The following is a 14618-nucleotide window of genomic DNA, read 5'->3' on the forward strand; positions in this document are numbered from 1 at the left end:
ATGAAAAAATTTTTTTATCGTCCAGACAACGCTTGGGTGGGGGATGTAATTCCTTACTATGAAGATAGAGAGTTTAAACTGTTTTATCTGCACGGGTGGAGAGACAATTACCGCGAAGGTCTTGATCAGGGCTGGCATCTTCTTGGCACGAAAGATTTTGTGAATTACCGGGAAGAAGGAGCCTGCAAAATCGAAGGCGGGACCGGACATATTCTCAAAGTGGACGATGTCTATCACATGTTCTACTGTATCTTTCCCGAAGGGAAACAGTTTGCCTGCCATGCCGTTAGCAAGGATCTGCGAACATGGGAGCCGATTCCTGAAGACACTTTTGGTCCGGACGGCGAAATTTATGAGCTGGCGGACTGGCGTGATCCCTTTGTGTTCTGGAATGAAGAAGAAGGGCAATACTGGATGCTGATCGCCGCACTGGCCAAAGGACCGACTAACCGTAAAGGCTGTACCGGTATGCTGTCGTCCAAGGATCTCAAGCATTGGGAGTACCGGGAACCGCTCTATGCACCGAAGCTGCATGTGGGAGCGCATGAATGCCCTGACCTGTTCCAGATGGGGGACTGGTGGTACCTGATCTATTCTTCATATACAGGGCGTTTCGGCACCTTTTACCGGATGAGTCGTTCCTTGAACGGACCGTGGATTACACCGCAGGAAGAAGCATTTGATGGACGGGCTTATTATGCGGCCAAGTCGGTATCGGATGGGCAGAAGCGTTATCTATTCGGCTGGAATCCAACGAAGGATGACGACCTGTTCGGCTGGAACCCGCCCAAAGCTCCAGGCAAAGATTATGACACCTGGGATTGGGGCGGCAATATGATTGTGCATGAAATTATTCAACGTCCGGATGGGACATTAGGCGTGAAGGTTCCGGAAACGGTTGACTCTGCTTTTGCTGAAAAAGTACCTGCGAAGTTTGAGGGAATCATCGGAGATTGGTCGATCACGGACGATGTGCTGCTCTGCGAATCTCCGTATGCCTTTGCAGGTTGTATCTCACAGGAAGAGCTGCCTGACTTGTGCAAAATTTCTGCAACCGTTCGTTTCTCGGAGATGACTCAGGGTCTGGGGATCATGCTAAGGGCAGATAAGGGTCTGGATATTGCCTACTATATCACGCTGGAACCCGAACGAAGCCGGATTACCTTTCGTGGACCGATAATGCAAACGGAGGAGGGGGGCAAAACCTTTCCTTACGATGTGGAACTGGAACGTCCACTCAAGCTGCTGCCGGATCAGGAGTATGAGCTGAAGGTGTTTATCGATCATACAATTTGCGAGATTTATGTCGGTGGGGAAGTGGCGCTGAGTGCCAGAATATACGATATTCAACATGGTAAACTTGCCGTTTTCGTTAGCCAGGGCACAGTGGAGTTTAGCCGGCTCAAAATCGAAACTGTATAATTCAAGGTGGAGTCAGCATTTAAACAGAACCAACTACTAGACACAACCTGTTAGTGATGGAACTGTGTTAGTAAAGAAGAAAAAGACCCGTGCCCCGCACAGGTCTTTTTCTTTTAAGGGAACGGGACATACTGCTTCTTATTTACTTTGATAACTACTGCTTAAGGGTAGTCAGCATACTCTGAATATGGCTTTCCATTAGCTGCCGGGCTGTTTCGCTTTGCCGTTCCTCGATGGCAATGGCGATCAGAACATGGTAATTGGAAGCCTTGGTCCGCATATTGGGCAGCGTATTGGTCTGCTTGCGTCCTTCGGCCAGCAAGGGAAGAATCGAATGGAGCATCCGCGCCACCACCGGATTGGCTGCCCCTTCGGCGATTAACTGATGAAAGGCGAGGTCGGTCTCGAAGAAGGAGCCTCCTTCCTCCATTTGCTGCACCATTCGATCCGCCAGTACCCGCAGCCGGCGGATCTGATCCTGATCGGCCCGCTTCGCGGCTAAAGCGGCAAGTTCAGGCTCAATGAGCAGTCTGGCTTCCAGCAGATCCACGATCGAAATGTTGTCTAATTCCTCTAAGACGACCGCCGGATCATCCAGCAGCAGCGGATCATTCCGTACATACATCCCGCGCCCGTGCTCAATGCTGACATTCCCCTGACTCTCTAATATCCGCAGCGCCTCACGTACTGTAGTGACACTAACAGAGAAATCAACAGCCAGCTGCTGAAGAGTAGGGAGCCGGTCTCCCGGAGCCCATTCCCCACCTATAATTTTCTGCTTCATAAGCTCTATTGTCGCTTGAAACGCGGTTTGTTTATTCTGTTTCATAATTAGCCGTCCCTTTGACTTGGAATACATTCATTCTAGCATATGAGCTTCGTGACAATAAACAGATACGTCTGACCATTGATTTAGTATTGACTGGCGAAGAGCAAGATAATATGATCATACCGTAAAGATCATATCTATAACGAAAATTTATGTAAAAGATACGATCTTTACGAGGAGACTCAATTAGTGAAACAGCAGAAGGAGGAGGGGCAATGGAGGTCGTAACCTTTGGGGAAACCATGGTACTTCTAGCACCGGACCGGATGGTTCCCCTGGAGTATGTGAATGGTTTTCACAAGCATGTTGCAGGAGCTGAGACCAATGTGGCCATTGGACTTGCCCGAATGGGGCATACCACAGGCTGGTTCAGCAAGCTCGGAAATGATCCATTTGGACGGTATATCAGGCAGTTCGTCAGAGGACATGGCGTTGATACTTCCGAAGTCAGGGTTACAGATGAAGCGTCGACGGGAGTGTTCTTCAAAGAACAAATATCCCCGGACCAAATACAGGTGTACTACTACCGCAAACAATCGGCGGCCAGCCTGATGCAAGCGGAGGAGCTTAATGAGGCTTATGTTGAAGGTGCCCGCATCCTGCATGTTACGGGTATTACTCCGGCGCTTAGCCATGAGTGCAGGAGATTAACCTTTCGGGCCCTGGAAGCGGCCAAAAAACACGGTACAACCATTGTATTTGATCCCAATATCCGCTGGAAGCTGTGGAACAGAGAAGAGGCTTATCGTGTTCTTAACGAAATCGCGGCTCTTGCCGACTACGTGCTCCCCGGTATGGAAGAGGGACAGTTCCTGACAGGATGTAGTGACCCTGCAGAGGTCGCAGACCGGTTGCTGAAAGCCGGTGCCGGCGCTGCCGTTATCAAGCTCGGCGCGGACGGGGCTTATTACAGTAACGGACGAATCTCAGGAACTGAGCCCGGGTTTCCCGTGAAGAGACTCATTGATCCGATGGGTGCCGGAGACGGTTTTGCCGCAGGCTTTATAAGCGGTTTGCTCCAGGGAGAGGAGCTGCCTTCTGCTGTGCGGCGCGGCAATGCTGTCGGTTCCATTGTTGTCGGGGTAAGCGGCGACGTTGAAGGTCTCCCGGCCCGGCAGGATGTGGAACTTCTCTTGACCGGGGGAAGCGGCGTGGAGGATATTATCCGGTAAGTGAGGGCATTCCCGAGGAGGAGGAAGGACATGGACAAAGATAGACGGATTGAGCAGCTGATAACTTCCGGGCTGGTTGCCGTTATTCGCAGGCCAGCACCTGAACGGGTGGAGCACATTGCTGCGGCACTGGCAGACGGCGGAGTCGGAGCGCTGGAGATTACAGCCGATACCCCGGAAGTATACCGGCTGATCACAGACATGAAGGCGAAATACGGAGATCGCCTGCTGGTGGGGGCGGGGACCGTACTGAAGCTGGCGCAGGCCGAGCAGGCAATCGCGGCAGGAGCCGATTTTATTTTCTCCCCCAATTTGAATGTGGCGATTGTAGAACTGACCTTACAGCACGGGCGAATCTCGATTCCAGGTGTAATGACACCAACCGAAGCAGTCAGGGGACATGAAGCGGGTGCAGACCTGCTTAAGGTCTTCCCGGGCGGTTCACTCGGTGCCTCCTACATCAAGGAACTGCAGGGGCCCCTTGGCCACATCCAGATGATGCCGACAGGAGGCTTGACCCTTGCGAATGTAGGAGCCTTCATTGCCGCCGGAGCTGTTGCCGTCGGTCTTGGAAGCGCTCTCGTCGACCGGGAAGCAGTGGAGCAGGGCGACTATGGGAAGATCACAGAGATGGCCCGCCATTTCGCCGAGGAAGTCCGCAAGGCCAGAATGAACAACACCAAAGGAGCAAAAAAACCATGAAAATCACCGGATTTGAGACCTTTATCGTTCCTCCCCGCTGGCTGTTTCTGAAGATTGAAACCGATGAAGGGATATCCGGCTGGGGGGAGCCAGTGGTCGAAGGCAAGGCGCATACGGTGCAGACCGCGGTAGAAGAGCTGATGGATTATTTGATTGGGCAGGACCCCCAGCGGATTGAAGATCTATGGCAGCTCATGTACCGGGGAGGATTCTATCGTGGCGGGGCTATTCTGATGAGTGCGATAGCGGGGATCGATCAGGCGTTATGGGATATTAAAGGGAAAATCTACAATGCGCCTGTATACCAGCTGCTGGGCGGCGCTTGCCGCAATTCGATGCGGGTGTACTCCTGGGTAGGCGGAGACCGCCCCATCGATGTTGTCAAGGCGGCGCTGGAGAAGAAGGCTGCCGGGTTCACGGCGATTAAGATGAATGCCTCGGAAGAGATGCAGTTCATTGATACCCATGACAAGATTTATGCTATCGTCGAGCGGGTCGCCGCCATTAGGGAGGCCTGCGGACCGGAATTCGGGATTGCTGTTGATTTTCACGGACGGCTTCACAAACCGATGGCACGGGGACTGGCCAGAGAGCTGGACCCCTACCGTCTAATGTTCATAGAAGAGCCGGTGCTGCCGGAGAACAACGAAGTTCTGCGGGAGATCGCACATCATACCAGCACTCCGATCGCCACGGGTGAGCGTATGTACTCGCGCTGGGAATTCAAAAATCTGCTGAAGGATGGGGTGGTTGACATTATTCAGCCCGACTTGTCCCATGCAGGAGGGATCACGGAATGTAAGAAAATATTTGCCATGGCCGAGGCGTTCGATGTCGCGGTCGCTCCGCATTGCCCGCTTGGGCCGATCGCCCTGGCCGCCTGTCTTCAGGTGGATGCAACGTCTTACAATGCAGTTATTCAGGAACAAAGCCTGGGCATCCATTATAATCAGGGAAATGACCTGCTGGATTATATCACCGATCCGTCCGTCTTTGCCTACAGTGACGGGCATGTCCATATTCCTTCCGGACCGGGCCTTGGCATTACTGTGAACGAGGAGTATGTGCGGAAGATGGCGGAGGACGGCCACCGCTGGAGAAATCCGGTATGGCGTCATCGGGACGGCAGCATTGCTGAGTGGTAAGGTTAAGCATTTATAGTCCCATTGAAGTCGCTAATTTAGCGGCTTTTTTATTTTAGATGTTGTCAGAAAACCTACCATGGGAGTAATATGAAATACAGAATATTAACAGGTATAATTCATACCTAACATTAACGTAGGAGTGGTTGCAGTGAAAATTCTTGTAGATGATTTGAGCGGGGCACAAGTGATTGGATTAATTGCAGAGCATCTGCAAGGAATGGCAGAGGACTCTCCGCCAGAGAGCATTCATGCCCTTAATCTGGACGGGTTGAAGCAGCCGGAAATTACCTTCTGGTGCGCTTGGGAGGATGAAGAGCTTCTGGGCTGCGGGGCGATCAAGGAATTGGACAAAGAACATGCTGAGCTCAAATCGATGCGGACCGCTAAAAGGCATTTGCGCAAAGGTGTAGCCAGAAAAATTCTTGCTCATATTATTGAAGTAGCCATAAGCCGCGGATATAAACGGATCAGTCTGGAGACTGGCTCCATGGATTCATTCATCCCCGCACGCAAGCTGTATGAAGATTTCGGCTTCACGTATTGTGAGCCATTTGCAGATTATATCCCAGATCCGAATAGTAGTTTTATGACGAAGGAACTGTAGTCATGCCTGAAGTTACGTTTTACCGGGATGAAGCGCTTCCCTTTCTGGAGGGGAAGCACTGTACGGCGGACGATCTAGCCTACCATAGACATTTTCACGAAGAATATTCGGTCGGGCTCATAGATGCAGGCCACACGAACGCTTGGTGCGACGGTGAACAGATTCAGGTGGAAGCGGGTAGGATGATCAGTTTTCCGCCGATGATGCTGCATGCCTGCCATCCGGCACCGGACGTGGAATGGCGCTATAAGATGTTGTTTATCCACCCCGACTGGCTGCACAAGCTTGGACCGGGGGAGCTTAATCGGCTGCACATCCCGTTCTTGCTGGGCGGAGGCAAGAATGAAGCGTGCCGCAAACGATTAAATCATACGATGGGTGCGCTCGCAGGCAACGGTACTCCGCTTGAAACCGAGACGGCTCTCATTGAACTGGTGCAAGCTTTGGTTGACCCTAACGAGAATGACCTGGGGCACACAGGCTCATCAGGTGTTCAGGAGCAAAAATACGTGAAGCGGATCAAAGACTACTTACAGGCGAATTTTACCGGGCAGGTCACGCTTGAGCAATTGGAACAGGAAGCCGGAATCAGCCGCTTTCATCTGATCCGGCTCTTCAAGAAAGGGAGCCATCTGCCCCCTCACGCCTATCAAAACCTGCTGCGCATCAATCATGCCAAAATCCAGCTGGCGAAGCAACGTCCTATCGTTGATATCGCGGCAGAGGCAGGTTATTATGACCAAAGCCATTTTACCAAGGCTTTCTTGAAAATTGTAGGGGCAACGCCCAGGCAATATGCGATGTCGATTTAGAAGAGCAATTTTTTACAAGATTACATCCTTCTGCGCAAGTACACTTGAAATACTTGTAGAAGGGGGAAACGTAATATGCATGATAACAAAGACTGGGAACAGCAAGCGGCAGACGCATTAAAGTCGGTCGCCAGACGAATGGATATCAAGGTTTATGTGGAGCAATCGCCATTGCTATACGAGCTTCTGAAAAAGGCTGCTTTACAGTATGTAACAGGCGACTCCCGTAAAGACGGGCTTGAAGCGGGGCAGAGGCTTACTGCCAAAGGCTATGCCATTTCGCTAGAGTACATTGGCGAGAATACGGTAAATGCCGAGGAATGCGAGGCGGCCGCTCTGGAAATAACAGCGCTAATCGATGATCTCAATGAACAGGGGGCATCCGCCCGCGTATCCTTCGATTTGTCGCATATCGGATTAACACTGGATACCGAGCTTGCTTATACGAACTTGGTCAAATTAGCGGAACGAGCGCAGGGAACAGAATTGGAGCTATTCATCAGCATGGAAGAGTCCGCTAAGACAGAGCAGATCCTCGAGGTATACAAGCGGGCCGTGTCCATTTATCCGAATATCGGCATTACGCTGCAGGCGCATTTACATCGGACGCCGGATGATTTGGCCGCGCTATCCGCTTCGCCAGGCCGGATACGAATCGTGAAAGGCGCCTATCAGGAGTCGGATGAGGTCGCGATACCCCGATCCGAATCGCTGAATGAGCGGTATTTGCAGCTAGTGGGACAGGCGCTCGGAGACGGACACCGGGTTTCAGTTGCTACGCATGATGAGCGCATCATAGAGGAAGCGATACAGCGGGGTCTATTGACGGAGCGTGGCGCGAGGCTGGAGATGCTGTACGGCATCCGGTCGGAGCTGGGCAGCAGGCTGAAATCAGCCGGTTATCCGGTTCAGATCTATTTGACCTATGGCCATGAGTGGTACTTGTACCTATGCCACCGGATCGCCGAATATCCACCGAATCTGTACCGGGCAGTTGCAAATATAGCCGATTCGCAGCGCGTTGATCCTGTGGAGGCATATGATTGAACCAATTGTGAACGTTAGTTAAATAAACCCACCTTGTCAGCCGGTAAAAACGGATTTTATACGATATCATTAAAGAACGGTGAGAATTTTGATATCAAATACGGACGCCGCTACTATGATTTCATTGAAGGAAGTATGATCTTCGTGGCTGGAAGAGCTATTAACGGTTGACTACGATCCGAGTGATAGCGGTTCAGGAGGCTGGATGCTATGCTTTCATCCGGATTTGATTAGAAAAAGTTCATTAGGAAGCAAAGTGGATGAGTATTCCTTCTTTTCTTACGCTGCTAGTGAGACGCTTCATACTATTAAGTTGTATAATATTGGAGGAAAGTAATTTGCTGCTTTTGCTGCCTGCAAACTATTCGTGATATGATTTGGCAAAGATGGTAGATGCTTTACTATTAATTAAGTGGGGACAATAATATTATGAAACGAAAGAGTTTGATTTATTCATTATTACTAGCAATTATAGTATCGATTGTATCAGTGAATGGCAGTATCCATGCGGCCGCGAGGAACATCACCGATATTGTCAAAGTGACCAAACCTACTGAGATTAAAGTTGGAGAGTGGAAGTCCTACGAAATAGCCATCACTGACTGGACCAATGCAGAAGTTACAGACCATGACTTCACTCCAACCTCTTCGGATGAGAATATAATCAAGGTAGTCCGAAAAACACAATGGGTTTCTGAACTTCATGCAATAAATAAAGGGACGGCTACCTTAACCGTTAATATCGGAGAAAAGTTTGAACCTTATGTATTCACTGTTCAAGTAGTGGATGAATACACCGTCATTCCTGAACCAACCCCCGAACCAACCCCTGAACCAACAAAACCGGTTGTTGTAAAGGAACTTACACAAGCAGAAATCCAAGCAAAAATCATGTCACAGGATCTGTCAGATTATACTGATCAGTTAAATCTCATAAATAACTATGAAAATAAAGCCATAACTACAATTAATAAATATAATAAAATCGTAAACGATTCAACAAGAAAATCTATCTTCCTGGCTTTAAACAATACTGTAGTGCCCAACTATACTAAATATGTATCCGGGTTGAAAAACATTAAACCCAACAAAAACAATGCTGAATTGAAAGAAATCTACAACTACCATCTGGCAGGGGCAAAACTCCAACTGGAAGCGTTCATCTTAATGCGGGACAGCATGAAGACGACCAAAATAAATTTCACCAAATATAATGCAGCTGAAAAGAAGGGCGCAGAAGGCATTAAGCTATTGAATAAGGTAGAGGCTCTGCTAGATAAGTATACAAAAAAATACTTCGAATGAGTTAAATATAAAAGAGTCGCCCTTGGCAAATCACTTCCCACAATAAACGTGGAATCCGTTGACAATGTAGAGAAAATGCGCGAAGTGTTTAAGAACACGGATGAGCTGGTTTATGAATTTCTAACTGACTTTAAAATCAAATGGGATTCCACCAAACCAGCAGCCTGGCATAGTGACAGTGTAGAGCTAACCGAGTTATGGTTATTTTCGCACACCATCACCCACGAATTTCATCATAGAGGACAAATTGTAAAAATGGGCAGGCAGCTCGGATATATCCCGCCGAAAATGAACCTCGCTAAACCTAGTCAAGTAAATGAACAAGCAGAACCGCTAATCTAGCGGATCTCGTATTATTGGGTCAGCCAGAGATTTCTGGTTGGCCTATTTTTATAACTGCTTTACGATAGGGGTAACGGGGAGATGAGGCTGGCTGGCGCTTTCAAACGAAGCGCAAGCAGTAGTATTGACTTAGAGTGCGCTTAAACTTATATACTGGTCACGTAGATGCAAGTAAGTGGAACTTAATAGATGTTAAAGGGAGGATTTCGTGTGAAACATTTTACGTTGGGGAATACAGGAATGCTGGTAAGTGCTTATTCTTTGGGCTGTCTGAATTTTGGATCGCGAACCGACAAAAAAACCTCTTTCCAGCTGCTTGATCATTTTTTTGAAGCAGGGGGAAACTTTCTGGATACAGCCAATAATTATGCGATCTGGAACGAAGGCTGTGTTGGCGGAGAAAGCGAGTCTTTGCTTGGCGAATGGATGAAAGAAAGAAAAAACAGACATCAGATCATTTTAGCCACCAAAGTGGGAGCGAAACCGGTCGTGCCGAAAAGCGAAAAAATGGAAGGCTTAGGCCGCCAAGCAATTGAGAAGGGAATTGACGAAAGTTTGCTGAGGCTTGGAACAGATTATGTAGATTTATACTATGCTCATGTAGACGATAACGAAACTGAACTTGAGGAAACCTTGGAGACCTTTGATTCCTTGGTCAAATCGGGTAAAGTAAGGGCTATAGGCTGCAGCAATTACCGGCTGTCCAGGCTCCTTGAGGCCAAAGCGGTCAGTCAGTCAAAAGGATGGCAATCCTATTGCTGCATCCAGCAGCGGTATACGTATTTGCAGCCTAGAGCGGATGCGGATTTCGGAGTGCAGGTCAGTACCGATGAGGATTTACTTGCTTACTGCAGTCAGCACGATGATTTTACGCTCTTGGCTTATTCCCCCCTCCTTGGAGGCATGTACAACAGAAAGGAAGCGGTCCTGCCCGAGGCATACCGGAGAGAGGATCAGATGGCCCGATTGCATACGCTAAGGAAGGTTGCTGGAGAGCTGGGAGCGACACCGAATCAGCTTGTCCTGGCTTGGATGCTGCACAAGCATCCGAGAGCTCTTCCCATTGTTGCTGCAAGCGGTCTAGCGCAATTAGAAGAAAATCTGGGGGCACTTCAGCTCCAAATTAGCCCAGAACAGCTTGATCAATTGAACTGATGTTGAAAGGAGCGTACTCGTTATGACCGGTAAAGAACTGACCATCCAGCAGGCAGCTGAAATGACGGGGTTAAGCGTTCACACCCTTCGTTATTATGAAAGGATCGGTCTGATGGACCCTATACCTCGTGCCGAGAATGGTCATCGGATATATCGGGAGCATGATTTTGAATGGATCGTATTACTCGCAAAACTTAAAACTACAGGAATGCCAATCGCACTTATGCAACAGTTCGCTGATATGATGCGGCTTGGCAATGAGGGCATACCCCAGCGCAGACAACTTCTAGAAGAGCATGAGCGGAAATTAATCGAGCAGGTTCAGACGATTCATCAGACTTTGGATATTCTGCGGGATAAAATTGATTACTACCGTTCCTGGGAAAAAGATACCAGGCGGGAGGCCTGAAAGAACAAGAAAAAGACTAAGTATACTGGATGGACTAGAAGCTGGCTTATTAGCCAGCTTTTTTGTATGTAAAGTTGCGCAGATGGAGAGTTTCGGTTTGGAATATTGTTGTTCACGGCCAAGTGGTCAAGAAATTCACCTAAAAGGTCATGCAAATGGCCTTAAAGCAAATGCCGAACGGCAGGTACAATGAGGATGTCACACGGATAGGAGATTATGACTAAGGGTAAAGGAGGTATCCTATGGATTCAGATTTGGCAGCGGCGGATCGGCAGCACGAGAACCATCCCCTTCGTACGGTAAAGCCGGAGCGGTTTCAGGCCCTGAAAAAGTACTGGGACTTATACCTGATTATGCTGCCGGGACTCGCGTATTTTATCATTTTTAAATATGTGCCAATGGGGGGCATCATCGTTGCGTTTCAGGATTTTAGCGCCTTTGCCGGCATCCGCGGCAGTGAATGGGTGGGACTTACGCATTTTAAAAATATGTTTACGGACAGCGAGTTTTACACGGTATTCAAAAATACGCTGCTGATCAGTTTGTACAAGCTGATCTGGGGATTTCCGGGTCCGATCATCCTGGCCTTGATGCTGAATGAAGTCCGGCACATGCTGTATAAGCGCGGGGTCCAGACGCTTGTCTATTTACCGCATTTTCTGTCCTGGGTCATCATCGGAGGCATTCTGATCAACGTGCTGTCCCCGGCAACGGGCATCGTCAATCAGTTTCTGGGCATGCTCGGCTTGGAGCCGATCTTCTTCCTGGGCAGTCAGGAATGGTTCAGAACGGTGCTGGTGGTCAGCGATATCTGGAAAGAAGCGGGATGGGGGGCCATCATCTATCTGGCTGCGCTGGCATCGATCGATCCGCAGATCTACGAGGCCGCTGTCGTAGACGGCGCGGGCAAATGGAAGCAGTTGATCCACGTTACCCTGCCATCGCTCATCGGGACCATCGTGATCCTGTTCGTACTGCGCCTCGGGAGCGTTCTGGATGTCGGCTTCGAGCAGATCTTTGTGCTCTACAATCCGCTGGTCTACAATGTGGCCGATGTGATCGAGACTTATGTCTACCGGACCGGAATCACGCAGGGTCAATTCAGCTTTACAACCGCTGTCGGGTTGTTCAAATCGGTCATCAGTCTGGTATTGGTCGTCCTCGCCAACAAAGCCGCCAGAAAGCTTGGCCAGAACAGCTTATGGTAGAGGGGGTGAATCTATGAGGCTTACTAGGGGAGAACGTCTGGCATCGAGGCTTAATTACCTGATCCTGGGTTTCGTTGCTTTGCTTGCGCTTTTGCCATTCCTGCATATCGTGGCCCAGTCTTTCAGCAGTCATCAGGCGATCACATCGGGCAGGGTGACGTTATGGCCGGTGGATTTCAGTTTCGAAGCGTATGTGAAGGTACTGCGCGAGCATGCCTTTGTGAACGCCTTCAAGGTCAGTTTGCTGCGCACGGTCATCGGAACGCTGGTGAATGTGGTGATCACTTGTATGCTGGCCTATCCGCTGTCCAAGGCTTATATTAAAGGACGATCAGCCATCATGTTCCTGATAGTATTCACGATGCTGTTTAACGGGGGCATGATTCCAACCTTTCTGGTCGTAAAAGCGACCGGGCTGTTAAATTCCTTCTGGGTCTATATCATTCCTGGAGCGGTTAGTGCGTTCAATGTTATTATTATGAAAAATTTCTTTCAAGGCGTGCCGCCCGAATTGGAGGAATCAGCCAAGATTGATGGCTCCTCCAATATCGGAACGCTCGTCCGGATCGTCATTCCGTTATCCATGCCGGTCATTGCAACGATTACCTTGTTCCATGCGGTCGGACATTGGAATGCCTTCTTTGACACCGTCCTGTATGTGACGGACCGGAATCTCTTCCCGCTGCAGGTGTATCTGCGTGAGCTGATCATGTTCAATCAATCGAACATCAGCAATAACAACGGGTACTCCGCTAATATCGACAGCACCCTGTTGGCCCTGGAGTCCTTGAAGGCTGCGGCGCTGATTGCCAGCACAGTTCCGATCCTGCTCGTGTATCCGTTTCTGCAGAAGCATTTTGTCAAAGGGATTACGCTTGGATCCGTAAAAGGCTAGAACTGCATGTAACATGAAAAGAGAGGGGATTGTCACATGAAAGTCTCAATCTTTGTAAAAAGATCCGTATCCATTCTGGCGGTGACTTCCATGCTGCTGGTGTCCGCGTGTTCATCCGGCACGAAGAAGGAAGGAGCCGAAGGGAAGGAAGAACGCCAGGCCATTGATATCGTATTAAGCAATGCCGGACGGAAGTTCCCGCCGGGCATGGACGAGAACAATAATCCTTACATTGATTACATCCGCGAGAACACGGGCTTGGACATCAAGCTGCTCACGCCTCCTGCGGACGGTTACGGGGATGCCCTGAACGTGATTATGGCCTCCGATGATCTGCCGGATATGCTCCTGTCCTATGACGCCAATTGGTTCGAAAGCTATGTCCGGCAGAAAGCCCTTACCCCTCTGAATGATTTAATCGACGAATACGGACCGAATCTGAAGAAAAGTATCCCGGAGGAAGCCTGGAAGGTCGTCACTGTGGATGGAAAGATCTATGCGATTCCCAGCCTGAACCCGATCCCGGGCAATGAAATCATGTTTGCACGCAAGGATTGGCTGGACCGTCTGGGGCTCAAGCCGCCGACAACGCTGGAAGAATACAAACAGGTGATTCGCGCTTTTGCGCAGGATGATCCGGACGGAAACGGCAAAGACGATACGTTTGGCCTGATCCTGCAGGAAAACCTCGGCAGAGTAGCTCCGTTTATCGGGGCATGGGGAATCCAGCGGGGCCAATGGACTGAACGGGACGGGCAATTGGTGAATTCCAGCACACTGCCGGAAATGAAGGAAGCACTACGCTATCTTGCCGAGCTCTATAAGGAAAAGCTGATTGATCCCGAGTGGGCTTTAAATAAGATGGCCAATGTTGACGAGAAAGTCGCCAGCGGCAAAGTGGGCCTGTTCTCCGGGAACTGGTATGATACCCGCGGCCCGATCCTGACCAACCAGAAAAATGATCTCAATGCAGAGTGGATTCCCCTCGAATATCCAACCGGACCTGACGGGAAGCAGGGAACCTGGGGCAACAGCTATGTTGCCGGGTTTAATGTGATTCCGGTTACGAGCAAACATCCGGAGGCTGTTATTAAGATGCTTGATTTCATGATCGGAGACGGATACCGCACACTCATGCTCGGATTTGAGGGCGAGGTATGGAATATGGAGGACGGGAAGGTGGTTACGAACTTTGATGAGCACAACAAGCATATTTACCGGCTAACGCTCGGCGAAGCGATTGTACCGTTCAATTCTGAAGTATCCAGAGAGCGTCTGGACTCGCTCGGTATGGAGTTTAAGCTGAATGAGATTGTCGACAAGATTAACGAGGTTGCCATCCGTAATCAATATCTGGGCGTACCGACGCCAGGAATGGGTAAATACGGGCCTAAGCTGTCCAAAATGGAGGTCGAAGCATTCACGAAAATCATCATAGGCCAGCAGCCGGTAGACAGCTTTGATCAATTTGTTGAAGACTGGAAGAAAAACGGCGGCGAGGAAATGACGAAGGAAGTCAACGAGCAATGAACAGGACGGATAACAGGGTCTAAGCTATAATGAAGGCATGC

15 protein-coding genes are annotated in these 14618 nt (G+C 49.6%); 14 read left to right on the forward strand and 1 reads right to left on the reverse strand.

All coding sequences use genetic code 11. The features are described from left to right. Complete coding sequence (locus MKY12_RS15200) at positions 1-1422, forward strand: glycoside hydrolase family 32 protein (protein ID WP_339314421.1); 1422 nt, start codon at positions 1-3, stop codon at positions 1420-1422. Positions 1423-1576: 154 nt separating this feature from the next. Here the strand turns inward: MKY12_RS15200 and MKY12_RS15205 are convergent, their stop codons facing one another. Continuing rightward, the gene (locus tag MKY12_RS15205) at positions 1577-2206 is read right to left on the reverse strand and encodes a FadR/GntR family transcriptional regulator (RefSeq protein WP_339314423.1); all 630 of its coding nucleotides are present in this window, start codon (positions 2204-2206) and stop codon (positions 1577-1579) included. Between the two features lie 260 nt (positions 2207-2466). On the opposite strand from MKY12_RS15205, the gene MKY12_RS15210 reads away from it, so the two are divergent. The 13 genes from MKY12_RS15210 (at position 2467) to MKY12_RS15270 (ending at position 14577) form a co-directional block, all read left to right on the forward strand. Continuing rightward, complete coding sequence (locus MKY12_RS15210) at positions 2467-3423, forward strand: sugar kinase (RefSeq protein ID WP_339314425.1); 957 nt, start codon at positions 2467-2469, stop codon at positions 3421-3423. Between the two features lie 30 nt (positions 3424-3453). Beyond that, complete coding sequence (locus MKY12_RS15215; RefSeq protein WP_339314427.1) at positions 3454-4125, forward strand: bifunctional 4-hydroxy-2-oxoglutarate aldolase/2-dehydro-3-deoxy-phosphogluconate aldolase; 672 nt, start codon at positions 3454-3456, stop codon at positions 4123-4125. Further along, a complete protein-coding gene (dgoD, locus tag MKY12_RS15220) occupies positions 4122-5270 on the forward strand; it encodes a galactonate dehydratase (RefSeq protein WP_036726787.1) in 1149 nt (382 codons plus the stop codon). Before MKY12_RS15215 ends, dgoD begins: the two co-directional genes overlap by 4 nt. Before the next feature lie 148 nt (positions 5271-5418). Continuing rightward, positions 5419-5874 carry a GNAT family N-acetyltransferase gene (locus MKY12_RS15225; protein WP_036726785.1) on the forward strand — a complete coding sequence of 152 codons (456 nt, stop codon included), beginning with the start codon at positions 5419-5421 and terminating at the stop codon, positions 5872-5874. Positions 5875-5876: 2 nt separating this feature from the next. Continuing rightward, positions 5877-6686 carry an AraC family transcriptional regulator gene (locus tag MKY12_RS15230; RefSeq protein WP_036726783.1) on the forward strand — a complete coding sequence of 270 codons (810 nt, stop codon included), beginning with the start codon at positions 5877-5879 and terminating at the stop codon, positions 6684-6686. A gap of 75 nt (positions 6687-6761) precedes the next feature. Next, the gene (locus MKY12_RS15235; RefSeq protein WP_339314430.1) at positions 6762-7733 is read left to right on the forward strand and encodes a proline dehydrogenase family protein; all 972 of its coding nucleotides are present in this window, start codon (positions 6762-6764) and stop codon (positions 7731-7733) included. 429 nt (positions 7734-8162) lie between these two features. Next, positions 8163-9038 (forward strand): hypothetical protein, encoded by an 876-nt coding sequence (locus MKY12_RS15240; protein WP_036726779.1) that lies wholly within the window; start codon positions 8163-8165, stop codon positions 9036-9038. A 48-nt stretch (positions 9039-9086) separates the two neighbouring features. After that, positions 9087-9380 carry a DinB family protein gene (locus MKY12_RS15245; RefSeq protein ID WP_235191927.1) on the forward strand — a complete coding sequence of 98 codons (294 nt, stop codon included), beginning with the start codon at positions 9087-9089 and terminating at the stop codon, positions 9378-9380. A gap of 210 nt (positions 9381-9590) precedes the next feature. Then, positions 9591-10535, forward strand: a complete 945-nt coding sequence (locus MKY12_RS15250) for an aldo/keto reductase (protein ID WP_339314434.1) — start codon at positions 9591-9593, stop codon at positions 10533-10535. 22 nt (positions 10536-10557) lie between these two features. After that, on the forward strand, positions 10558-10944 hold the full coding sequence (locus tag MKY12_RS15255) for a MerR family transcriptional regulator (RefSeq protein WP_339314436.1): 387 nt from the start codon (positions 10558-10560) through the stop codon (positions 10942-10944). Between the two features lie 353 nt (positions 10945-11297). Continuing rightward, positions 11298-12152: an ABC transporter permease subunit gene (locus tag MKY12_RS15260; RefSeq protein WP_339314874.1), complete on the forward strand. Its 855-nt coding sequence runs from the start codon at positions 11298-11300 to the stop codon at positions 12150-12152. 13 nt (positions 12153-12165) lie between these two features. After that, positions 12166-13047, forward strand: a complete 882-nt coding sequence (locus tag MKY12_RS15265) for a carbohydrate ABC transporter permease (RefSeq protein WP_339314438.1) — start codon at positions 12166-12168, stop codon at positions 13045-13047. A 36-nt stretch (positions 13048-13083) separates the two neighbouring features. Continuing rightward, positions 13084-14577, forward strand: coding sequence for an extracellular solute-binding protein (locus tag MKY12_RS15270; RefSeq protein WP_339314440.1), 1494 nt, complete (start codon positions 13084-13086; stop codon positions 14575-14577). The last annotated feature ends 41 nt before the right edge of the window (positions 14578-14618 follow it).

Source organism: Paenibacillus sp. FSL M7-0896 (assembly GCF_037975415.1).
GTDB lineage: Bacteria > Bacillota > Bacilli > Paenibacillales > Paenibacillaceae > Paenibacillus_AQ > Paenibacillus_AQ silagei.

Excerpts from the sequence above, each read along its gene's own strand:
- MKY12_RS15200 (WP_339314421.1), top strand. The coding sequence starts at position 1 with ATGAAAAAATTTTTTTATCGTCCAGACAACGCTTGGGTGGGGGATGTA.
- MKY12_RS15205 (WP_339314423.1), bottom strand. The coding sequence starts at position 2,206 with ATGAAGCAGAAAATTATAGGTGGGGAATGGGCTCCGGGAGACCGGCTC.
- MKY12_RS15210 (WP_339314425.1), top strand. The coding sequence starts at position 2,467 with ATGGAGGTCGTAACCTTTGGGGAAACCATGGTACTTCTAGCACCGGAC.
- MKY12_RS15215 (WP_339314427.1), top strand. The coding sequence starts at position 3,454 with ATGGACAAAGATAGACGGATTGAGCAGCTGATAACTTCCGGGCTGGTT.
- dgoD (WP_036726787.1), top strand. The coding sequence starts at position 4,122 with ATGAAAATCACCGGATTTGAGACCTTTATCGTTCCTCCCCGCTGGCTG.
- MKY12_RS15230 (WP_036726783.1), top strand. The coding sequence starts at position 5,877 with ATGCCTGAAGTTACGTTTTACCGGGATGAAGCGCTTCCCTTTCTGGAG.
- MKY12_RS15235 (WP_339314430.1), top strand. The coding sequence starts at position 6,762 with ATGCATGATAACAAAGACTGGGAACAGCAAGCGGCAGACGCATTAAAG.
- MKY12_RS15240 (WP_036726779.1), top strand. The coding sequence starts at position 8,163 with ATGAAACGAAAGAGTTTGATTTATTCATTATTACTAGCAATTATAGTA.
- MKY12_RS15255 (WP_339314436.1), top strand. The coding sequence starts at position 10,558 with ATGACCGGTAAAGAACTGACCATCCAGCAGGCAGCTGAAATGACGGGG.
- MKY12_RS15260 (WP_339314874.1), top strand. The coding sequence starts at position 11,298 with ATGCTGCCGGGACTCGCGTATTTTATCATTTTTAAATATGTGCCAATG.
- MKY12_RS15265 (WP_339314438.1), top strand. The coding sequence starts at position 12,166 with ATGAGGCTTACTAGGGGAGAACGTCTGGCATCGAGGCTTAATTACCTG.
- MKY12_RS15270 (WP_339314440.1), top strand. The coding sequence starts at position 13,084 with ATGAAAGTCTCAATCTTTGTAAAAAGATCCGTATCCATTCTGGCGGTG.